This is a genomic window from Polaromonas sp. JS666 (assembly GCF_000013865.1).
GTDB lineage: Bacteria > Pseudomonadota > Gammaproteobacteria > Burkholderiales > Burkholderiaceae_C > Polaromonas.
The window spans coordinates 1,185,676-1,205,051 of record NC_007948.1 but is presented as its reverse complement, the minus strand read 5'-3'; the positions used below and the strand labels follow the sequence as shown (position 1 = coordinate 1,205,051).

21 protein-coding genes are annotated in these 19,376 nt (G+C 64.0%); 11 read left to right on the top strand and 10 right to left on the bottom strand.

What is annotated here, in order from left to right; translation table 11 throughout:
• Positions 1 to 3: 3 nt before the first annotated feature.
• The 3 genes from BPRO_RS05740 to hutH (BPRO_RS05730) are packed head-to-tail and all read left to right on the top strand — an operon-like array spanning position 4 to position 3,500.
• Positions 4 to 840 (top strand): phosphate/phosphite/phosphonate ABC transporter substrate-binding protein, encoded by an 837-nt coding sequence (locus BPRO_RS05740; RefSeq protein ID WP_011482114.1) that lies wholly within the window; start codon positions 4 to 6, stop codon positions 838 to 840.
• Positions 840 to 1,811 carry a Bug family tripartite tricarboxylate transporter substrate binding protein gene (locus BPRO_RS05735; RefSeq protein ID WP_011482113.1) on the top strand — a complete coding sequence of 324 codons (972 nt, stop codon included), beginning with the start codon at positions 840 to 842 and terminating at the stop codon, positions 1,809 to 1,811. Before BPRO_RS05740 ends, BPRO_RS05735 begins: the two co-directional genes overlap by 1 nt.
• 54 nt (positions 1,812 to 1,865) lie before the next feature.
• Positions 1,866 to 3,500 (top strand): histidine ammonia-lyase, encoded by a 1,635-nt coding sequence (gene hutH / locus BPRO_RS05730; RefSeq protein ID WP_011482112.1) that lies wholly within the window; start codon positions 1,866 to 1,868, stop codon positions 3,498 to 3,500.
• A 34-nt stretch (positions 3,501 to 3,534) separates the two neighbouring features.
• On the opposite strand, the gene BPRO_RS05725 is transcribed toward hutH (BPRO_RS05730), so the two are convergent.
• The gene (locus BPRO_RS05725; RefSeq protein ID WP_011482111.1) at positions 3,535 to 4,557 is read right to left on the bottom strand and encodes a YeiH family protein; all 1,023 of its coding nucleotides are present in this window, start codon (positions 4,555 to 4,557) and stop codon (positions 3,535 to 3,537) included.
• A 258-nt stretch (positions 4,558 to 4,815) separates the two neighbouring features.
• Here BPRO_RS05725 and BPRO_RS05720 point away from each other — a divergent pair, with 258 nt between their 5' ends.
• The 5 genes from BPRO_RS05720 to BPRO_RS05700 are packed head-to-tail and all read left to right on the top strand — an operon-like array spanning position 4,816 to position 9,504.
• Positions 4,816 to 5,697 carry a glycine betaine ABC transporter substrate-binding protein gene (locus BPRO_RS05720; RefSeq protein ID WP_011482110.1) on the top strand — a complete coding sequence of 294 codons (882 nt, stop codon included), beginning with the start codon at positions 4,816 to 4,818 and terminating at the stop codon, positions 5,695 to 5,697.
• 45 nt (positions 5,698 to 5,742) lie between these two features.
• On the top strand, positions 5,743 to 7,263 hold the full coding sequence (gene hutH, locus BPRO_RS05715; RefSeq protein WP_011482109.1) for an HAL/PAL/TAL family ammonia-lyase: 1,521 nt from the start codon (positions 5,743 to 5,745) through the stop codon (positions 7,261 to 7,263).
• 7 nt (positions 7,264 to 7,270) lie between these two features.
• Entirely contained in the window at positions 7,271 to 7,894 is a 624-nt protein-coding gene (locus tag BPRO_RS05710) for an ABC transporter permease (RefSeq protein WP_011482108.1), read from the top strand.
• A gap of 15 nt (positions 7,895 to 7,909) precedes the next feature.
• Positions 7,910 to 8,551: an ABC transporter permease gene (locus BPRO_RS05705; RefSeq protein WP_011482107.1), complete on the top strand. Its 642-nt coding sequence runs from the start codon at positions 7,910 to 7,912 to the stop codon at positions 8,549 to 8,551.
• On the top strand, positions 8,548 to 9,504 hold the full coding sequence (locus BPRO_RS05700) for an ABC transporter ATP-binding protein (RefSeq protein ID WP_011482106.1): 957 nt from the start codon (positions 8,548 to 8,550) through the stop codon (positions 9,502 to 9,504). Before BPRO_RS05705 ends, BPRO_RS05700 begins: the two co-directional genes overlap by 4 nt.
• Positions 9,505 to 9,654: 150 nt before the next feature.
• Here the strand turns inward: BPRO_RS05700 and BPRO_RS05695 are convergent, their stop codons facing one another.
• Both BPRO_RS05695 and BPRO_RS05690 read right to left on the bottom strand, forming a co-directional pair.
• Positions 9,655 to 10,227: a hypothetical protein gene (locus BPRO_RS05695; protein ID WP_011482105.1), complete on the bottom strand. Its 573-nt coding sequence runs from the start codon at positions 10,225 to 10,227 to the stop codon at positions 9,655 to 9,657.
• Between the two features lie 75 nt (positions 10,228 to 10,302).
• Positions 10,303 to 10,524 carry a CsbD family protein gene (locus BPRO_RS05690; RefSeq protein WP_011482104.1) on the bottom strand — a complete coding sequence of 74 codons (222 nt, stop codon included), beginning with the start codon at positions 10,522 to 10,524 and terminating at the stop codon, positions 10,303 to 10,305.
• 254 nt (positions 10,525 to 10,778) lie between these two features.
• On the opposite strand from BPRO_RS05690, the gene BPRO_RS05685 reads away from it, so the two are divergent.
• Both BPRO_RS05685 and BPRO_RS05680 read left to right on the top strand, forming a co-directional pair.
• A complete protein-coding gene (locus BPRO_RS05685) occupies positions 10,779 to 11,195 on the top strand; it encodes a MarR family winged helix-turn-helix transcriptional regulator (protein ID WP_011482103.1) in 417 nt (138 codons plus the stop codon).
• 64 nt (positions 11,196 to 11,259) lie between these two features.
• Positions 11,260 to 11,658, top strand: coding sequence for a tautomerase family protein (locus BPRO_RS05680; RefSeq protein ID WP_011482102.1), 399 nt, complete (start codon positions 11,260 to 11,262; stop codon positions 11,656 to 11,658).
• A 23-nt stretch (positions 11,659 to 11,681) separates the two neighbouring features.
• Here BPRO_RS05680 and BPRO_RS05675 read toward each other — a convergent pair whose 3' ends face one another.
• Positions 11,682 to 13,292, bottom strand: a complete 1,611-nt coding sequence (locus BPRO_RS05675) for an ABC transporter permease (protein WP_011482101.1) — start codon at positions 13,290 to 13,292, stop codon at positions 11,682 to 11,684.
• Positions 13,293 to 13,405: 113 nt separating this feature from the next.
• On the opposite strand from BPRO_RS05675, the gene BPRO_RS05670 reads away from it, so the two are divergent.
• Positions 13,406 to 14,581 (top strand): ABC transporter ATP-binding protein, encoded by a 1,176-nt coding sequence (locus BPRO_RS05670; protein WP_081430484.1) that lies wholly within the window; start codon positions 13,406 to 13,408, stop codon positions 14,579 to 14,581.
• On the opposite strand, the gene BPRO_RS05665 is transcribed toward BPRO_RS05670, so the two are convergent.
• The 6 genes from BPRO_RS05665 to BPRO_RS05640 all read right to left on the bottom strand — a co-directional run bounded on the left by BPRO_RS05665 (position 14,568) and on the right by BPRO_RS05640 (position 19,326).
• On the bottom strand, positions 14,568 to 15,305 hold the full coding sequence (locus tag BPRO_RS05665) for a lysophospholipid acyltransferase family protein (protein ID WP_011482099.1): 738 nt from the start codon (positions 15,303 to 15,305) through the stop codon (positions 14,568 to 14,570). The genes BPRO_RS05670 and BPRO_RS05665 overlap by 14 nt on opposite strands.
• 18 nt (positions 15,306 to 15,323) lie before the next feature.
• The gene (locus BPRO_RS05660; protein WP_041388434.1) at positions 15,324 to 16,622 is read right to left on the bottom strand and encodes a dihydroorotase; all 1,299 of its coding nucleotides are present in this window, start codon (positions 16,620 to 16,622) and stop codon (positions 15,324 to 15,326) included.
• A 187-nt stretch (positions 16,623 to 16,809) separates the two neighbouring features.
• Positions 16,810 to 17,772 carry an aspartate carbamoyltransferase catalytic subunit gene (locus tag BPRO_RS05655; RefSeq protein ID WP_011482097.1) on the bottom strand — a complete coding sequence of 321 codons (963 nt, stop codon included), beginning with the start codon at positions 17,770 to 17,772 and terminating at the stop codon, positions 16,810 to 16,812.
• Positions 17,773 to 17,822: 50 nt separating this feature from the next.
• Positions 17,823 to 18,329: a bifunctional pyr operon transcriptional regulator/uracil phosphoribosyltransferase PyrR gene (gene pyrR / locus BPRO_RS05650; RefSeq protein ID WP_011482096.1), complete on the bottom strand. Its 507-nt coding sequence runs from the start codon at positions 18,327 to 18,329 to the stop codon at positions 17,823 to 17,825.
• A complete protein-coding gene (gene ruvX, locus BPRO_RS05645) occupies positions 18,326 to 18,742 on the bottom strand; it encodes a Holliday junction resolvase RuvX (protein WP_011482095.1) in 417 nt (138 codons plus the stop codon). Before ruvX ends, pyrR begins: the two co-directional genes overlap by 4 nt.
• The gene (locus tag BPRO_RS05640) at positions 18,739 to 19,326 is read right to left on the bottom strand and encodes a YqgE/AlgH family protein (protein WP_011482094.1); all 588 of its coding nucleotides are present in this window, start codon (positions 19,324 to 19,326) and stop codon (positions 18,739 to 18,741) included. Before BPRO_RS05640 ends, ruvX begins: the two co-directional genes overlap by 4 nt.
• Positions 19,327 to 19,376: the final 50 nt, after the last annotated feature.

The window sequence follows — 19,376 nt, the reverse complement described above, 5'->3', positions numbered from 1 at the left end:
GCCATGAACGCCATCAGCACATCACCCGTCGCCTCCCTGCCGGTGGCCAACGCCCGCATGTACTCGGCGACCCCATCGGTCAAGGCCGACTGGAAGCAGCTGCTGGACTGGGTGCTGGCCCGCGCCGGTCTGCCGTGGGACGTGATCGACTACGACGCGCCGGCGCCCCTGTCGGCGCTGTGGGCGCGCGATGACCTGGGCCTGGCCATGATGTGCGGCCTGCCCTTTGCGCAACGCGCAGTCCGGCCCATCCTGGTCGCGGCACCGCTGCCGTCACCGGCCCGTTACGGCGGCCGGCCGGTGTATTTCACCGACATCGTGGTGCGCACCGGCGCGCCTTACCGGACGCTCGAAGACACCTTCGGCGGCGTGGTGGGCTACACGCTGGCCGATTCGATGTCGGGCGGCGTGGCCCCGCGCCACTACCTGGAGCGCTACCGCACGGCCGGCCGGCCGCGGCTTTACCGCCAGGCGGTTGGCGAGCTGATTCACGCCCGCGGCGTGATCGAGGCGCTGGCCGAAGGCCGCATCGATGTGGGCCCGCTGGACAGCTACTACCACGATCTGCTGCGGCAGCGGGAGCCGGACTTTGCCGCCCAGGTGCGCACGGTGGCGAGCACCCCGGCACTGCCGATTCCTCCGCTGGTCGCAACCGCGGCCCTGACCGCAGGCGAACTCGCGCGGCTGCGCGCGGCCCTGCTGGCAACAGCCACGGCGCCGGAACTGGCACCGCTCATGCAGGGCCTGCTGCTGGCGGGCTTTGCGGTGCCCGACCCCGCCGATTACCAGCCCCTGGCAGTCATGGCCGCTGCGGCCGCCATCCCTTTCGAGGAGCTCTGATGCGCCGCTTTCGCTTTCTCTTCTTTCTGGTCATCCCGCTGGTGACGGCGGCATCCTTCGGCGTGCTGGCGCAAACCTATCCGTCCCGGCCGCTGCATGTGATCGTGCCCTTTCCACCCGGCGGACCGACTGACGTGCTGGGCCGCATACTGGCCCAGGGCCTGTCCGAAGCCCTCGGCCAGCCGGCCGTGGTCGACAACAGGGTAGGCGCGGCCGGCAACATCGGCATCGAGCAGGCGGCCAAGGCCCCGCCGGACGGCCACACCCTGGCGATCGTGCCCCTGGGCAATATCGCCGTCAACCCCACGCTGTTTCCCAGCCTGCCGTACAAGGCCTCGGACCTCGCGCCGGTCTCCATGCTGGCCACGGTGGACAACGTGCTGGTGGTGAATGCGGCGGTGCCGGCACGCTCGCTCCGGGAGCTGCTGGCCCTGGCCGCACAGAAGCCGGATGCGCTCTCCTTCGCCTCGCCCGGCGCCGGCAGCCAGGCGCACCTGGCGGGCGAGTTGCTCGCGCTGCAGAGTAACGTGCAGCTGCTCCATGTGCCTTACAAGGGGATCGGGCCGGCGCTCAACGACCTGCTCGGCGGCCAGGTGTCGATGATGTTCGCGCAGATGTCCTCGGTGCTGCCCCACATCCAGAGCGGCAAACTGCGCGCGCTGGGGGTGGCGAGCCTCAAACGCTCGCCAGTCATGCCTGAAGTCCCGACCCTTGCCGAGCAGGGCCTGGCCCGCTTCGAGGCCGTGTCCTGGTATGCGCTGATGGTGCCCGCCGGCACGCCGCGCCCGGTGATTGACCGCCTCAACGCGGAAACCGCGCGCCTCCTCGCCCGTCCCGAACTGAGAGACAAGCTGGCCGCGCTGGGCATGACGCCGGGTGCCGGCAAACCGTCAGACCTCGCCGCCACGATTCAGGCCGACACCATGCGCTGGGCTGAAGTGATCCGGCAAAAGAACATCAAACCCGAATGAGGTAATACCGTAATACCCACGCTTCCCGCTGTCACTGCTTGCCAACGAGTCACCATGAACATCCAGCCAGGCTTCTTAACCTTGACGCAACTGCGCCAGATCCACGCAGGCAGCGAGCCGCTGACGATAGATCCGTCAGCCACCGCAGGCATTCGTGCCAGCGCCCAGCTCGTCCAGCAGGCCGCGCAGGGCGGCGCCGCCGTCTATGGCGTGAACACCGGTTTCGGCAAGCTGGCCAACCAGCGCATCGCCCAAACCGACTTGAATACCCTGCAGCTCAACCTGTTGCGCTCGCATGCCGTCGGTGTGGGCGAGCCCATGCCGGAGCGGGTGGTACGGCTGGTCCTGCTGCTCAAGGCCGCCAGCCTGGCGCGCGGCTTTTCGGGCGTGCGTGAATGTGTCATCGACCTGCTGCTGGCCCTGTACAACCACGGCTTGACGCCGGTGATTCCCTGCCAGGGATCGGTCGGCGCCTCCGGCGACCTCGCGCCGCTGGCGCATTTGTGCCTCCCATTGATTGGCGAAGGCGAGGTGTTTTATCGCGGCGAGCGCCTGCCCGCCGCAGCCGCGCTGCAACAGGCCCCCCTGGCCCCGATACAGTTGTCGGCCAAGGAGGGGCTGGCCCTGATCAATGGCACGCAGGTCTCCACCGCACTGGCGCTTGATGCCCTGCTGGCGACCGAGCGCCTGTTCGAAGCCGCCGTGATTTCCGGGGCGGTCACGCTCGACGCCGCACGCGGCAGCGACGGCCCGTTTGATCCCCGCATTCACGCCGTGCGCGGCCAGCCCGGGCAGATCGCCTGTGCCGCTGCCTACCGCGCGCTGATGGTCGGCAGCGAGATCCGCCGCTCCCACCTGGAGGGCGACGACCGGGTGCAGGATCCGTACTGCCTGCGCTGCCAGCCGCAGGTCATGGGCGCCTGCCTGGATCAGATGCGCTATGCCTCGCAGGTGTTGATGCGTGAAGCCAATGCCGTCACCGACAACCCGCTGGTGTTCGCCTCCACCCAGGAAGTTGCCGTGCAAGCGGGGGCCGTGGAACCGGCTTTGCCGGGCCACAGGAGCCGCCCCCTTGAGGGGGAGGTGGCCACAGGCCACGTCGGGGGGGAGCTTTTGTCAGGCGGCAATTTTCATGCGGAACCGGTGGCGCTGGCTGCCGATGCGCTGGCCGTGGTCATTGCGGAAATCGGCGCCATCACCGAGCGGCGCATTGCCATGCTGGTCGATACGGTGGTGTCTCGCCTGCCGGCCTTTCTCACGCCCGAGCCCGGGCTGAATTCGGGTTTCATGATCGTGCACGTGACGGCCGCCGCGCTGGCGTCAGAAAACAAGTCGCTGGCCCATCCGGCCAGTGTGGACAGCCTGCCCACCTCGGCCAACCAGGAAGACCACGTGAGCATGGCGACCTTTGCGGCCCGCCGGCTTCAGCCCATGCTGCGCAACACGGAGTACATCGTGGCCATTGAACTGCTGACGGCGGCCCAGGGGATCGAATTTCTGCGGCCGCTGAAAAGCGCTTCTGTATTGGAAGGTGTGCTGCAACTGGTGCGTTCGGTATCGCCAGCCATGATGCGCGACCGCAGCCTGGCGCCTGACATCGGTGCGGTGCATCAATTGGTGGCGCAGGGGCGTATCGGCCTGGCGGGGGAGGCGCAAATTACCGAGCTGACCGCCTTGCGGCTGGTGTAAAGCCGCGGACCTCATCCGGCAGGCAGCCCCGCAGCTACAGGCCCAGCCGCAGCGTCACAATGGCGGCCAGAACCAGCGAGGCGATGAAAACCGTCTCGCCCACCAGCATGGCAACCGGTTGCCAGCCGAGTTTGAGCAGGTCTTCAAAGCTGGTCTTGATGCCCGCCGCCGCAATGGCCGTGACCAGCAGCCAGCGCGAGGTGCTGCTCGCCAGCTGCGTCATATCGGGTGTGAATGTGCCGATGCTGGCCAGCAGCACCAGCACAATGAAGGCGAGCAGGAAGCCCGGAACCAGCGGCACTTCATCATCGGTCGCCTTGGTATCCGGATGGTTTCGGTAGCTGATGGCGACGAACACCACAATGGGCATCAGCAGCATGACGCGAAACAGCTTCACCACGGTGGCGGTGTCGCCCACTGCGGGGCCCAGCATCATGCCGGCAGCCACCACCTGCGCCACATCATGGATGGTGCCACCCAGGAAAATACCCGCCTGCTCAGGGGGAAGGCCGATGGCCTTGAGCGCGAAGGGGTAGATCACCATGCTCAGGGTGGACAACACCGTTACGCCCACCACCGCCAGCAGCGTGAAGCGTTCGTTCTCCCTGGTTTGCGGCAGGACGGACGACAGGGCCAGCACCGCCGATGCCCCGCAGATGGCCACGGCGCCGCCGGAGAGCAGGCCCTCCTCACGGGGACGTTTCAACCACCGGGCCAGCAGCAATCCAAAAAGAATCGTCAGCGCCACCCCCACCGCGATGACCACCGCGGATTCGAGGCCAAGCCTGGCAACCTGGGTCAAGGTGATGCGCACGCCGAGCAATGCCACGCCGATGCGCAGCAGGCTTCGGCCACAAAAGTCAACGCCGGGCCTGACGCGGGGATTGCTGCACAGAAAATGAAATGCCAGACCGATCAGCAAGGCGTACAGCAGTTGCGGCCCGCCGTAATGCTCCGACAAAAAAGTGGCCGCCAGGGCGATGACCACGCACACCAGGGTGCCAGGCAGTCGAAGGGTGAGAGAGGAGAAAAGCGAAGACGGTGAGGAAAAAGGCACTTGCTGGAGTCCGTTTTGAGGTCTGGCATGTCTGCGAAAAAACGGCTGTTGCAGAGTGATTTTTCGTCTTGCACGGGCAATTTCCGTATGCTACTATTATTCGCTTGTATATACAAGTTGACGTACCCGAGGGGGTGACTTCCAGGGACGCAGCAGCGCCGGAATCCCCTGCAAAAATCCGGAAAAACAGTTAATGTCCGCTATCGCTGTCGCAATACCTGCTGCAATCCCTGTCGCCATCCTCAAACGGAGATCATCATGAAGATTCGTAAATTTCTGGCCTTGTGGGCATTGGCCTTCGCCACCGTGGTGCCCCTCGCTTCGCAGGCCCAGCAAGTGGTCCGCGTGGGCTCCAAAAATTTCACCGAGCAGTTTGTGCTCGCAGAAATTTACGCCCAGGCCCTGGAAGCCGCAGGCATCAAGACCGAGAAAAAGCTCAATCTGGGTGGCACGCTGATTGCGCAAAAAGCCATGGAAGAAAAACAGATCGATTTCTACCCCGAGTACACCGGCACCATGCTGCTTGCCGTGCTGAAGCAGGAGCCCATGACGGATCCCAAGGCCGTCTATGACAAGGTGAAAGAGGCCTACGCCAAGATGGGCTTTGCCGTGCTGAACCAGTCCAACCTCAACAACGGGTATGTGATGGTCGTCCGTCCGGAGACCGCGCAGAAGTACAAGCTGGAAACCCTCTCGGATCTGGCGAAGGCTGCCAAGAACCTGAAGATCGGCGCCGGCCCTGAATTTCGCGATCGCAAGGACGGGCTGCCTGGCCTGAAAGCCAAATACGACATGGTGTTCGGGGAAGACCTGCAGATGGCCATTGGCCTGCGCTACCAGGCGCTCAAGAACGATCAGATCCAGGTGGTGAACGGCTACTCCACGGACGGCATGATCAGCGCCATGAAACTGAAGCGGCTGCGCGACGACAAAAACCTGTGGCCCCCGTATTTCGTGGTGCCCGTCATTCGCCGCGAAGTCCTTGATGCAAACCCCAAAGTTGGTGATGTCCTGAACCGGGTCAGCGCCCTGCTCGACGAAACCACGATGGCCCAGATGAACTACCAGGTCGATGGCGAAAAGCTGGAACCCAAAGACGTGGCACGCGACTTCCTCAAAGCCAAGGGGCTGGTCAAGTAAGCCCCGCAGGTCACAAGCGCATCAGCCAACGGGAACTGACAGCCCATGACGATTGAAGTCGGCGAAACATGGGTGGGCATAGCCGATCTGGTGCGCGTCGCCCGCCAGGGTGAAGCCGTCGCGCTGGCACCCGGTGCCCGTGCGCGGGTTGCCGCGGCGCGCGATGTGGTAGTCCGCCTGGCGGCGTCCGGCGCGCCTGTTTATGGCCTCAATTCCGCGCTGGGTGCCAACACGGGCGCACTGCTGGCGGAAGATGATCTGGAAGACTATCAGCGCCGGGCCGTGCGTGCCCGCGCGGTGGCGGTCGGACCGGCTTATGAGCAGTCCAGTGTTCGCGCCATGCAATTTGCCCGCATCGCCGGCCTGGCGCGCGGTGGCTCCGGCGTGTCACCCGGCGTGCTGGATGCCTGTATCGCGCTGCTGAACCACCGGGTGCACCCGGTGGTGCCACGCTTCGGCTCCATTGGTGTGGCCGACCTGCCCCAGTTGTCGCATTTGGCCTTGCCCCTGTTCGGCGAAGGCGAGGCCGAATTTGGCGGCGAGGTGCTCAAGGGCGGCGTTGCCCTGGAGCGCGCCGGGCTGCAGCCCGTCAAGCTCGGCGCCAAGGACGGCCTGGCGCTGATCAGCTCCAACGCCGCCACCACCGCGCGTGCCGCACTGGTGCTGCATGACGCCACGGCCGCACTGGACGCCTGGCTGGCCGCGGTGGCGCTGGGATTCGAGGGCTTTCGCGCCAACTTGTCCCCGCTCCATCCCAGCGCGGTCATGGCCAGGCCCGCGACCGGCCAGGTGGAAGTTGCCAGCCAGCTGCGCGCGCTCCTGAAGGGCAGCGCACTGCTCGCGCCGGGTGCCGCCCGCCGCGTTCAGGACCCGGTCTCGCTGCGTGTCGTGGCCCAGGTGCATGGCGCTGCCCGGGGCATGATAGCCCTGGCCCGGGAGCAGGTCGAAATGGAACTCAACAGCGCCGCCGACAGCCCGCTGGTGCTGGCAGACGACGGCATCATGCTGTCCAACGGAAACTTTCACGTGCCGGCCCTGGCGCTCGCGCTGGACGCCTGCGCGATTGCGCTGGCACAGGCCGCCAGCATGTCTGTGGCCCGCTGCCAGCGCTTCATGTCACCCGCGCTCACCGGCCTGCCCCTGCAGCTGACACGCCACGGGCCAGCCCATTCCGGCTTTGCCACGGTGCAAAAAACCCTGACCGCCCTGTGGGCCGAGATACGGTTGCGCGCCAACCCCGGCTCGCTCGATTACCTGCCGGTCTCCGAAGGGCTGGAGGATCATGCGTGCATGGCGCTGGGCGTTGCCGAAAAACTGGGTGAACTGCTGGAGCGCGTCCGCTACCTCATCGCCATTGAACTTCTGATCGCCGCCCAGGCCGTGGACCTGCGTGAAACCGATCAGGCCACCATGGGTGAAGGCGCGCGCGCGACCTATCTGCAACTGCGCGACCTGGTCGCCATGCTGGACGAAGACCGCCCGCTGGGCCCGGACATTGACCGGGTCCAACGCGCTGTAGCCTCGGGCTTGTTCAGTTCATGGGCCGTCAGTCCAGGGGCCGCGTGACACCGTTATGAAATGGTTCCTGCGCAACTGGACTGACATTGTGTATGCCCTGTGGGAACACATTGCCATCTCCCTGACGGCGCTCACGATTGCATTCGCCCTGTCGCTGGTCATTGGCCTCGTGGCCGCCCGGCGAGAACGGCTGTACGGCGCCGTGATGACAGTCTCCGGGATTTTGTACACCATTCCGACACTGGCCTTTCTCGCTTTCCTGATTCCGCTCGTCGGGCTGGGCCGGACCAACGCCATCATCACCATGGTGGCGTTCTCGCTCATGATCCTGATCCGCAGTGTGGCGACGGGCATTCGGGAGGTTCCGGCAGACGTGATCGATGCCGCCCGTGGCATGGGCATGAGCGCGGCCCAGATCATGCGGCGCATCGAGTTGCCGCTGGCGTTGCCGGTGATCGTGGCGGGCCTGCGTGTGTCAGCCGTGACGGTCATCAGCGTGACCGTCGTCGCGGCCTACGTCAACGCGGGCGGGCTGGGCACGCTGATCTTCAACGGCATTGCCAGCGACCACCCCGCAAAAATATGGGCAGGCGCCTTGACCGCGTGCGCCCTGGCGGTCAGCGTCGACCTGCTGCTTGCACTGCTCGAGCGGCAGCTCAAACGCCGGCGCGCGGCCTGAACCCCCAGGAAAAAAATGCTGGCCGACACCTGGAACTTCCTGGCGACCCATCCGACCCAGTTCTATCGGGCCCTGGGCGTGCACATTGCCCTGTCAGGGTCAGCGCTGTTTTTGGCCGCGCTGATCAGCATACCTGCCGGTATTGCCGTGGCGCGGCGTGGCGGCCTGGCGCTGGCCGTGGTCAACGCGGCGAATGTCGGACGCACCTTGCCGTCGCTGGCCGTGCTCGCGCTGGTCATGCCGCTTCTGGGGACCGGCTTTGCGCCTGCGCTGTTCGCCCTGACGCTGATCGCGCTGCCGCCCATCGTGACCCACACCATCGTCGGCATGCGTGGCGTGGACGCCGATGCCGTCGACGCGGCGGTTGGCATGGGCATGACGCGGACCCTGCTGTTGCGGCAGGTCGAACTGCCGATGGCCCTGCCGGTCATCTTTGCGGGCCTGCGCACTGGCGCGGTGCAGGTGATTTCCGGGGCGGTGCTGGCGGCCTTTATTGGCGGCGGCGGGCTTGGCGACTTCATCACCGCGGGCATTGCCATGATGGCCATCCCCCAACTGCTGGTGGGCGCCATCCCGGTGACCCTGCTGGCGCTGGGCACTGATTTTCTTTTTGGCGCCTTGCAGCGCCGCATGACCCCTCAGGGCCTTCGCGCATGATCACACTCGACCGCCTCACCAAGAGCTTCGGAACCAGCGGCCAGACGGCCGTCGACGGACTGTCGCTCACCATCAATGCGGGCGAAATCTGCGTGCTGATCGGCCCCTCGGGGTGCGGCAAGACCACCACGATGCGCATGATCAACCGCATGGTGGAACCCGATTCGGGGCGGATTGAAGTCGACGGACAGGATGTGACCCGGATAGACGCGGTAGAGTTGCGCCGCTCGATCGGCTATGTGATCCAGCAGGTGGGGCTCTTTCCCCACATGACCATCGGCGAGAACGTGGCGACCGTGCCGAAAATGCTGGGCTGGGACGCGCCGCGCATAGCCCTGCGCGTGGATGAGCTGCTGGCGCTCGTTCACATGGAACCCAGCCTGTACCGCGACCGTTTTCCGCGGGAGCTCTCGGGTGGCCAAAAGCAGCGTGTGGGCGTGGCGCGGGCGCTTGCCGCGGACCCGCCGGTGATGCTGATGGACGAGCCTTTCGGAGCCATCGACCCCATCACCCGCGCGAGCCTGCAGGACGAGTTCCTGCGCATCCTGCGCGAACTCGGGAAGACCATTGTCTTTGTCACGCACGACATCGACGAAGCCATCAAAATGGCCACGCGCATCGCCATCCTGCGCGCCGGAAAAGTCGTTCAATACGACACGCCGGAACGCATCCTGGCGCATCCTGCGGATTCGTTTGTAGAGGCTTTTGTTGGTGAAGACCGGTCGCTCAAAAGACTGTCACTGCTGACAACCGGGCTGTGCACCGATGCAGGTACACCTGCCAGCAGCGCACCGCGTGTATCGGCCGGCACACCACTGCGCGATGCCCTGTCTGCGATGCTGGACGCCGGCGCCGCTGAGGCGGCGGTTGTCAACGCGAGCGGCGATGTCGTGGGCCGCGTGACACTGGATGCCATTCGCACGGCGGCGCGTGTGCAGGTCGCTAAAACATAGGCACTGAAACCGGGGCCCTCGCCCTCGGTTCGCAGGTTTCCGTGGAAAGCCTGACAAATTAAAAAATCCCGTCAGGCTCACGCATGACGGGATATTCTCTTCAGCCGGGGGGCGAACCCTGCATCTGTCCTGCCGCGGCATCTTGACCCATTACTTCATGCCGTATTTGCTCTTGGCGTCACTCTGGCAGGTGTCTTTGGCAGCGCCAGCCAGGTTGTCGCAGCGCTCCTTGGCCGCCTTGTAGTCCGCTTCACGTTTTTCTTCAGCGGCGTCCTTTTTCACATCAACCATTTTTTCGGTTTTATTTTTGCTGGTATCGGCTGCAGCCTTCATCACCTTGGCATCTTCTTTGGCCTTCGTGTGGGCTGCCTTGGCGTCCTTCACGCAGACGTCCTTGGCATTACCCTTCAGGTCGTCGCATTTCTCCTTGGCGGTGTCGTAGGTGGCATCCGCTTTGGCGAGCGTCACTTTCTCGTCATTCCGCGGACTGGGCTTGTACTGCGCTTCCAGTTCTGCCTTGGCCACTTTTTCAGCGCCCTTGGCTTCGGCCACGCAAATGTCCTTGGCGTTGGCTTTCATGACGTTGCAGTTTTGCCAACTCGCCTTGTAATCGGCCGAGATCCGGTCTTTCTGTGTTTTGTATTCCTCTTTGGTCATGGCCACAGCGTTGCCGGCAAAAGCACAGGACATCACCACAGTGAGCATTAGCAATTTGGTTTTCATGATGATTCCTTTGATAAGTTTTAATCATTGATCAGATGGAAATCAGCCATTCATGACGACTCGATAACGTTCGACTCAGTAGCGTTCAAAGAAGTTGGTGGGGTTGCGCTCATGCCACGCCTTGAACTGCTCTTCAGCCTCTTCCTTGCTGAGGCCGTGACGCTCCTGAATCCTGCCCAGCAGCTGGTCGCGCTTGCCGGCAATCACATCAAGGTCGTCATCGGTGAGCTTGCCCCATTGCTCCTTGATCTTGCCCTTCAACTGAAGCCAGTTGCCTTCTAGCTGGTCCTGGTTCATGGTTTTCTCCTGAGAATGTTGACGAATCCGCTTGAGGGCCGCGCAGTAATGAACCACGGTGAGCACGTTGCGGGTGAATAAACCTTACTCCTTCGCCAGCGGACGGGCCGTAGTCCCCCGCATTTGCTGCGCGTAGGCTCATACTTACAGGCTCCCGCAGCGCCGCACCTGTGCCCCGGCAATTCCATAAATCCCGGAATGACTGGCGATACAACTAGTTGCATAGCTAACCATTAAATGCTAAGCTGTGCCGCATGTTCGATCACTGCCTTTATTTCAATACCACCGCCCTGGCACGCCTGGTCGACAAGGAATGGACACGGGCCTTCAAGCCATTCGGTGTGACACCCTCCCAAGGCTTCATGTTGCGGCTGGTGCTCAAGAACCCGGGCATGTTGCAACACGAGATTGCCGATGAGCTGACCATTTCACGACCCACCGCCACGCGCCTGCTGGACGGGCTGCAGGCGCTCAAGCTGATTGAGCGCAGGGGCACGCAGGCCGATGGGCGGCACTGGGTCATTTACCCCACGGACCGGGCCGAAGCGCTCCATGCGGGTATCAACAAGGCCAGTGGCGAAGTCACCCGCCGCATTCAACAACAAATAGGAAAGGAAAATTTCGAGGAGACTGTCGCCCGGGTCAGAAGCGTGTCTTCCGCCTTGAAATAGCGCGTTCACTGCCCCGTTTTTTTTAATGTTTTAGTTGCATAGCTAACCATATGGAGTTCTTCAAATGCCCATCCTGAATGTCAAGATCAGTCAGCCCGCCAGTACCGCCCTCACCCATGCGGTCTCGGAAACCCTGCTGGAGCTGACCACCAGAATCCTGCGAAAAAAGCGCGAACTGACCGCCATCGCGATTGACTACGTCCCGCCCGAGCACTGGATCGTCGGGGGCCGCTCGCTGGCCGAGCAGGGGAAAAACAGCTTTTACTTCGACATCAAGGTGGTGGACGGCACGAACACCAAGGATGAAAAAGCCCAATACATCGCCGAAGCGTTTGCCGCACTCGGCCAGCTGCTCGGCAATGTGCATGAAGAAAGCTACATCCACGTGCAGGATGTGCGGGCGCAAGCCTACGGTTTTGGCGGCCTGACCCAGGAATACCGCTACATCAAGGCCCAACCCTGAGCCGAAACCGGCCGGCCGCCGGCCTACCTTGAGCGCAGGGTGCGGCTCAGCAAGGCCACCGGCAGCAGCCCCACCAGCACCAGTGCCAGCGCCGGCAAGGCGGCTTCCCCAAGCCGCTCGTCCCGTGCCAGCTGGTAGGTCACGACGGCCAGCGTGTCGCTGTTGAAAGGGCGCAGCACCAGCGTGGCGGGCAGCTCCTTCATGACATCGACGAACACCAGCAAGCCGGCAGCCGCCACGGAGCGCTTGAGCAGCGGCCAGTGCACGCGCGCAAGAATGCCGGTGCCGGTCGTACCCAGCATGCGCGCGCTGTCATCAAAGCTGGCGGGAATGCGTGAATAGCCGCTTTGCATGGTCTGCAGCGCGACCGCAGTGAAGCGAACCAGGTAGGCCCAAACGACGCCGAGCACCGTGGCCGTGACCCAGTAGCCCGCAGCGGTTTGGGGCGCTGCCGCCTGCAGCCAGCCCACGGGCAACAGCAGGCCGACCACAATCACCGCACCCGGAACGGCATAGCCCAGGCCGGCCAGGTGAACAGCCGAGCGGGTAAGCACATGCGGCTGGCGACGCACGGCGAACGCCAGGCCGACAGCCAGCGCGGTGGCCAGCAGCGCGCTCAGGCCGGCCAGCCAGACACTGTTCAGCGTCCAGCCCAGGAATTTGTCCCACAGCAGGCTGTCCCAGCCCAGAACCAGCGGGCGCAGCATGAAAAGCACGGGCAAGAGAAAGCCCAGCGCGATGGGCAGGGCGCAGACCAGCCACGCGAGGACAGCGCGGCTGCCCCGCAGCCGCACGGGTGCGGCGTCCTGGGCACCCGCACGCGCACCCCGGCCTGCGGCAAAACGCATGCGCTTTTGCGCGCTGTGTTCAATTCGCAGCAGCATGGCCACAAGCACCAGCAGCACCGTGGCCAATTGCGCCGCCGCAATCCGGTTGTCCATCGACAGCCAGGCCTTGTAAATGCCGGCGGTGAAGGTCTGGATGCCGAAATAGCTGGACACGCCAAAATCAGCCAGTGTTTCCATCAAAGCCAGCGCCACCCCGGCCGCCACGGCGGGACGCGCCAAAGGCAGGGCCACACCGCGGATACGGCGGGAAAGCGGCGCACCGAGCAGGCGGGCCGCTTCCATCAGGTGCACGGCCCGCTCTGACAAAGCGGTACGGGCCAGCAAATACACGTAGGGATACAACGCGACTGTGAATACCAGCACGGCGCCACCCAGGCTGCGCACCTCAGGCAGCAGGCGGCCCTGAAGGCCAAAGGCGGCACGCAGCCAGGTCTGCAGCGGGCCCGCGTATTGCAGGAAGTCGGTGTAGGCATAGGCGACGACGTAGGCCGGCATGGCCAGCGGAAGCAGCAGGGCCCACTCAAAAACGCGCCGGCCGGGAAATTCGAACAGCGTGACGGCGCTGGCGGTGGCCATGCCCACCCCCGCGACACCGAAGGCCACACACAGGCACAGCAGCACCGAGGTGCCGGTGTAGGCAGGCAAGACCGTTTGCAGCATCTGGACCAGGATGGACCTGGCTTCGTCGTTGAACTGCAGCCAGGAAAAAGCCACGGCCAGCACCGGCAGGGTCAGCAGGCTGACCAGCGCAAAAAGAAGCGCGGAGGGTAGGAAACGGCGGAGCATGTAGACCCGAAAAAAGGCCTCTGCCGGAACGGGCTGTGCCCAAACCAGCATGCGCCATGGTTTTTTGCAGTCAGTCACTGCAAATGAGAATTGTAAGCATCTACAATCAAACCATGTTCTTGGATGTCTCCCAGTTGGGTGTGCACTACGCGGGCCGCTCAAAACCGGCTGTCGACAGCGTGACCTTTGGCCTGCGGGCCGGCGAAATCGGGGTGTTGATCGGACCCTCCGGTTGCGGAAAAACCACCCTGCTGCGTGCGGTGGCCGGTCTGGAACGCGCGCAGGCGGGCACCATCAAGCTGGCACAGCAAATCGTCAGCAGCCCTGATACCCATGTGCCTGCGGAGTCGCGCCGCATCGGCATGGTGTTTCAGGATTACGCGCTGTTTCCGCACCTGAACGCGGCCCACAACGTGGCTTTCGGCCTGACCCATCTCCCCGCTGCCAAGCGCGAGCAGCGCGTCAATGCGGTGCTGGAGCTGGTGGGCCTGGGCAATGTGCACAAGCGTTTCCCGCATGAACTCTCCGGGGGGCAGCAGCAGCGCGTGGCCCTGGCGCGGGCGCTGGCCCCGGAGCCGCGCCTGCTGCTGCTGGACGAACCCTTTTCCAACCTGGACGTGGACCTGCGCGAGCGCCTCGCACATGAGGTGCGCGGCATCCTGAAGGCGGCGGGTGCAACGGCCCTGTTTGTCACCCATGACCAGCTGGAGGCATTTGCCATCGGTGACCGCATTGGCGTGATGCATGAGGGGCATCTGCACCAGTGGGAAGACGCCTATGCCTTGTATCACCGGCCGGCCACCCGCTTTGTCGCCGACTTCATTGGCCACGGGGTCTTTGCGCAAGCGCACATTGAACAGCGTGGCGGCGAGGTGGTGGTGCACACCGCGCTCGGCGACCTGACAGACATCCGCGAATGCCCCCTGCCCGAGGCCTATCCCGATGGCTTGTGTGATGTACTGCTGCGCGCCGACGATATCGTGCATGACGACAACGCGCCGGTCAAAGCGCAGATTCTTCGCAAGGCTTTTCGCGGGTCGGAATTTTTGTACACGTTACGGCTTTTGACGGGCGAGACGGTGGTGGCCCATGTTCCCTCACACCATGACCATGCGCTGGGCGAGTGGATTGGCATTCGCGCCGAGGTCGATCATGTGGTGACCTTTGAGCGGGAGGCTGTGGCGGTAACGGGCGCCTCCGCTACCCCCCTGACCTCCACCACCGACCCCCTGCCCTCCACCAGCACTGCCGGGCCTTTGCAGCGCCCCCCGCACGCTACACCCGTCTGAGGCGCTCAATATCCTCGCGCAGGGCCTGGGCCCACAGGCGCCGGGTCTGCCCCTCGGCGCCCTGAGCCACCCCAAAAGTCACCACAGCCCTCAGCCCCGGTGCCGTCAGGGTTCGCCAGATCGATCCGATCAGGGTTTCATCGCCCACATAACTGGGTGCCAGACTCGTCGCACCCGTTGCCGGATCGACAAATTTGAGCGCCACCGGCTGCACCGGCACAGACGCCTCGATGGCGGCCTGGATCAGGTTGGCGTGAAAGGGCATGAGCGTGATGCCGTCCCCGGTAGTGCCTTCCGGAAACACCGCAAGGATGTCCCCCGCACGCAGGCGTTCCGCCATTTGCGCCACCACCCGGTGCGCATCGCGGCGCGACTCACGCTCAAGATACAGCGTGCCGGCCCCATCGGCCAGCGTGCTGACAAAGGGCCAGCTCTTGACATCGGACTTGGAGACGAACCGGCAATGGCGTGATGCGTGCATCACCACAATATCCAGCCACGAAATGTGGTTGGCCACCAGCAGCACCGGCCCGGCCGCGGGCGGTGTGCCGTTCACCACCAGCTCGATGCCCACAATGCGAAGCAGCTCCCCCGCCCACACCTGCACGCGTGCTTCGCGATGGGCCTGGCTCAATCGCGGAAACAATAACTTGATTGTCAGGAAACCAACCACCGCGTGGGCCGTGGCTCGCAGCAGCTTCCAGCAAACGCCCAGCAGCTTCATGCAGTCCGGGACGTGTGCTTAACGCGAAGCTTCATAAGCCAGCTGCCCGCCGACCACCGTCCAGCGCACGCGCGCAGGGAGCTGATAGCCGGAAAAAGGCGTGTGCTTGCCCTGGCTGCGCAAGGCTTGCGGCTCAACCATCCACTCGCTGGCCGGGTCGAACACGCACAAATCCGCCATGCCCCCTTTGACCAGCCGGCCGGCGCTGGCCTGCAGCGTGCCCAGGGAGTTGCCAAGTACGCGCGCCGGCTCGCTGGTCAGCACCGCCAGAGCACGGGCCATGCCAGCCTGACTGTCAGCACCCCATTTGCAGGCCAGGCCCAGCAACAGTTCCAGGCCGGTCGCGCCGGCTTCGGCCTCGGCAAACGGCAGGGTTTTGGCATCCTCGTCGACCGGGTTGTGGTCGGACACCAGCGCGTCAATCGTGCCGTCTGCCAGGCCCTGGCGAATGGCGTCCCGGTCGCGCTGCTGGCGAAGGGGCGGATCCAGCCGCATGCGGCTGTCGAAGTAGCCGATATCGACATCGGTCAAATGCAGGCTGTTGATGCTGACGTCGCAGGTCACGTCCAGCCCTTCCGCCTTGGCCTTGCCCACCAGGGCCACCCCCGCGGCGCTGCTGATCCGGCACAGGTGCACCCGCGCGCCGGTGGCGCGCACCAACTCGAAAATCGTGTGGAGGGCGATTGTCTCGGCGGCCACCGATACACCGCTCAAACCCAGGCGGGTTGCCAGCGCGCCACTGGCTGCCACGCCCTGGCCCAGGTGCATTTCCTGCGGGCGCAGCCAGACGGTGTAGCCAAAGGTGGTCGCGTACTGCAGGGCGCGCATCAGCACCTGGGTGTTGGCCAGCGGCACTTCGGCCTGGCTGAACCCCACGCAGCCGGCTTCGGTCAGCTCCACCATTTCGGTCAACGCCTCGCCCTTAAGGGCCCGCGTCAGCGCGCCCAGCGGGAACACACGCGACTGGTGCAGCTTTTCGGCACGAAACTTGAGCATCTCCACCAGGCCAGGTTCATCCAGGACCGGGTCGGTATCCGGCGGGCAGACCAGACTCGTCACACCGCCTGCAACCGCCGCGGCCAGCTCGCTCTCCAGCATGCCTTCGTGTTCATAGCCGGGCTCGCGCAGCCGGGCCGACAGGTCGATCAGGCCGGGCGCCACGATACAGCCGGTGGCATCCAGGGTTTTGTTGGGGGAAAAATCGGCCGTCGTGTGGTTCAGCGAGACAATGCGCCCCGCCGCAATGGCCACATCACAGACTTCATCCAGCCCCGAAGCGGGGTCGATCACTCGGCCGTTTTTAATGAGAAGTTTCATTTTGTTTTTCCGAAAAAAGGCCGCTGTGCCGGGCCGCCCCAAGCTAGGCCAGCCCCCTTGGTGGGCAGAGCAGTACGCGAAGCGACAAGCGAGGGGGTCACGAACGAAGCGCCGGGCCGCCCCAAGCGAAGTTCAACCCCCTTGGGGGGCAGCGCAGTACACGAAGTGACAAGCGTGGGGGCCATATTCATGCTTCATTCCCTGCAACGATGCCCATGACAGCCATGCGCACGGCAATACCGAACGTGACCTGCGGCAGGATGACGCTCTGCGTGCCATCGACCACCGCCGAGTCAATTTCAACACCCCGGTTGATCGGCCCCGGGTGCATGACGATGGCATCGGGTTTGGCCAGTTGCAGCTTCTCGTTGGTCAGGCCGAAGCTCTTGAAGAACTCCTGGCTGCTGGGCAGCAAGGCGCCCGACATGCGTTCGTTTTGCAGCCTGAGCATGATGATCACGTCAGCGCCCTTGATACCCTCTTCCAGCGTGTTGCAGACGCGCACGCCCATCTGCGCCATGTCGGCGGGCACCAGCGTTTTGGGGCCCACCACGCGGACCTCGGGGCAACCCAGCGTGGTGAGCGCATGGATATCAGAGCGCGCCACGCGCGAATGCAGCACGTCGCCGACGATGGCCACCGTCAGGTTGCTGAAGTCCTTCTTGTAGTGGCGGATGGTGTACATGTCGAGCAGGCCCTGCGTCGGGTGGGCATGGCGGCCATCGCCGGCATTGATCACATGCACGTGCGGAGCGACATGCTGGGCGATCAGGTAGGGCGCACCGGATTCGCCGTGGCGCACCACAAACAGGTCGGCGGCCATGGCGCTCAGGTTGGCAATGGTGTCCAGCAGCGACTCGCCCTTGGAGGCCGACGAACGCGCGATATCGAGGTTGATCACGTCTGCCGACAGGCGCGTGGCGGCAATTTCAAAGGTGGTTCGGGTGCGGGTGGAGTTTTCAAAAAACAGGTTAAAAACGCTCTTACCGCGCAGCAGCGGCACTTTTTTGACCTCGCGGTTGTTCACGCTGACAAAGTTGGCGGCCGTGTCCAGAATCTGCGTCAGGATGGCCTTGGGCAAGCCCTCGATCGACAGCAGATGAATCAGTTCACCATTTTTATTGAGTTGTGGGTTTCGTCGGTACAACACGCTCTGGGCTCCTCTTGCGCTCTGGATTTTTGCTGGGGTTCTTCTCTGGCTTAGCGGTCCTGGACCTGAAAACTGAGCTGGCCGTTGTCCGCGCGCGCGAGCTCCAGCGTCTGCGAGGCCGGCAAGGCCACCCGCGCAATGGCCAGATCGGGTTGAACCGGCAGCTCGCGCCCGCCCCGATCGACCAGGACCACCAGCCTGACGCTGGCCGGCCGGCCATAGTCAAACAGCTCATTGAGCACCGCCCTGATCGTGCGGCCGGTGTAGAGCACATCGTCGACCACGATAAGGTGGGCGCCGTTGACATCGAATGGCAACAGGGTTTGGCCACTGGAGGCCAGGCCGCGTTGCGAAAAATCGTCGCGATGCATGGACGATGAAAGAATGCCGGCCTCCCCGGTCAGGCCGAGGTCTTTTTGCAGGCGCTGTGCCAGCCAGGCACCACCGGAGGCGACCCCCACCAGCCGGGGTGGCTGGGCATAGGCGGCCAGCTGCAGCCGCATGCCGCGCAGCAAATCGCCATACAGCGCCTCGGCATCCAGGGTCAGACTGCTCATGGAAGGCTCCTTAAAAACTGTTCGAGAATAATGCACGCCGATGCGGCATCGGCGTCCGCAGCGCCGCCGGCCAGGGCTTCTGTCGTGCTGTAGCGCTCGTCGACCTCAAACACCTTGAGACCAAACCGCGCCCGCAACTGGCGGGAGAATTTTTGCGCGCGCCGGGTATTTTCGTGGCTCGCGCCATCCGGATGAAATGGAATTCCGACGACGAGCGCATCGGGCTGCCATTCCCTGATCCGGAGTTCAATCGCCTTGAGGCGGGCATCGCCCGTGGCGGCGATGGTGGCTTGCGGTGTGGCGGTGCGGGTCAGCACATTGCCGGTCGCAACGCCGGTGCGTTGAAGACCGAAGTCGAAAGCCAGAAAGGTTTGGAGACCCGCAGTGAGATGAGGCACAGCCGCAAGGCTCATGCGTGGCCAGCATCGGGAGACAGCATCCAGCTCTGCAGACCCAGCAGCATCAGGGCCTTGTCGTAGCGCTGCTCTACCGGCGTGTCAAAAATCACCGCCACATCGGCGGGTACGGTCAGCCAGCTGTTGTCCGAGATTTCCGATTCCAGCTGGCCCTCGCCCCAGGCGGAATAACCGAGCGAGACAAACACCTTGCGCGGGCCGGCACCGGTCGACAGGGCTTCCAGCACATCCTTGGAGGTGGTCATTTCCAGCCCGCCGGGAATCGTCATGGTCGAGGCATACACCGACTCGCTGCCGGGCATCATGGATTCGTGGAGCACAAACCCCCGCTCGGTTTGCACCGGGCCACCCTGAAACACCGGCGCCTCCGTGAGGTCGTCGCGACGTAGCGGTAACTCAACCTTGTCAAACAGGTTCTTGAGGTTGATGTCGCTGGGCTTGTTGATGACCAGGCCCAATGCCCCGCGGTCGCTGTGTTCGCACATGTACACGACGCTTTTGGCAAAGGCTTCATCCTCCAGCCCGGGCATCGCGATCAGGAAATGATGCGTCAGGTTGATCAGTGCGGAATCCGTAGCCATGCCATGATTTTACGCGCACTCCAAGGGAAAACACCGAGGTGGCAGCAGGG

What these genes read in the sequence shown, in the direction of transcription:
- BPRO_RS05720 (WP_011482110.1), top strand. Translation starts at nt 4,816, where the DNA reads ATGAAGATTCGTAAATTTCTGGCCTTGTGGGCATTGGCCTTCGCCACC.
- BPRO_RS05680 (WP_011482102.1), top strand. Translation starts at nt 11,260, where the DNA reads ATGCCCATCCTGAATGTCAAGATCAGTCAGCCCGCCAGTACCGCCCTC.
- BPRO_RS05695 (WP_011482105.1), bottom strand. Translation starts at nt 10,227, where the DNA reads ATGAAAACCAAATTGCTAATGCTCACTGTGGTGATGTCCTGTGCTTTT.
- BPRO_RS05700 (WP_011482106.1), top strand. Translation starts at nt 8,548, where the DNA reads ATGATCACACTCGACCGCCTCACCAAGAGCTTCGGAACCAGCGGCCAG.
- BPRO_RS05705 (WP_011482107.1), top strand. Translation starts at nt 7,910, where the DNA reads ATGCTGGCCGACACCTGGAACTTCCTGGCGACCCATCCGACCCAGTTC.
- pyrR (WP_011482096.1), bottom strand. Translation starts at nt 18,329, where the DNA reads ATGAGCAGTCTGACCCTGGATGCCGAGGCGCTGTATGGCGATTTGCTG.
- BPRO_RS05740 (WP_011482114.1), top strand. Translation starts at nt 4, where the DNA reads ATGAACGCCATCAGCACATCACCCGTCGCCTCCCTGCCGGTGGCCAAC.
- BPRO_RS05735 (WP_011482113.1), top strand. Translation starts at nt 840, where the DNA reads ATGCGCCGCTTTCGCTTTCTCTTCTTTCTGGTCATCCCGCTGGTGACG.
- BPRO_RS05665 (WP_011482099.1), bottom strand. Translation starts at nt 15,305, where the DNA reads ATGAAGCTGCTGGGCGTTTGCTGGAAGCTGCTGCGAGCCACGGCCCAC.
- BPRO_RS05640 (WP_011482094.1), bottom strand. Translation starts at nt 19,326, where the DNA reads ATGGCTACGGATTCCGCACTGATCAACCTGACGCATCATTTCCTGATC.
- BPRO_RS05660 (WP_041388434.1), bottom strand. Translation starts at nt 16,622, where the DNA reads ATGAAACTTCTCATTAAAAACGGCCGAGTGATCGACCCCGCTTCGGGG.
- BPRO_RS05670 (WP_081430484.1), top strand. Translation starts at nt 13,406, where the DNA reads ATGTTCTTGGATGTCTCCCAGTTGGGTGTGCACTACGCGGGCCGCTCA.
- BPRO_RS05685 (WP_011482103.1), top strand. Translation starts at nt 10,779, where the DNA reads ATGTTCGATCACTGCCTTTATTTCAATACCACCGCCCTGGCACGCCTG.
- hutH (WP_011482109.1), top strand. Translation starts at nt 5,743, where the DNA reads ATGACGATTGAAGTCGGCGAAACATGGGTGGGCATAGCCGATCTGGTG.
- hutH (WP_011482112.1), top strand. Translation starts at nt 1,866, where the DNA reads ATGAACATCCAGCCAGGCTTCTTAACCTTGACGCAACTGCGCCAGATC.
- BPRO_RS05710 (WP_011482108.1), top strand. Translation starts at nt 7,271, where the DNA reads ATGAAATGGTTCCTGCGCAACTGGACTGACATTGTGTATGCCCTGTGG.
- ruvX (WP_011482095.1), bottom strand. Translation starts at nt 18,742, where the DNA reads ATGAGCCTTGCGGCTGTGCCTCATCTCACTGCGGGTCTCCAAACCTTT.
- BPRO_RS05690 (WP_011482104.1), bottom strand. Translation starts at nt 10,524, where the DNA reads ATGAACCAGGACCAGCTAGAAGGCAACTGGCTTCAGTTGAAGGGCAAG.
- BPRO_RS05675 (WP_011482101.1), bottom strand. Translation starts at nt 13,292, where the DNA reads ATGCTCCGCCGTTTCCTACCCTCCGCGCTTCTTTTTGCGCTGGTCAGC.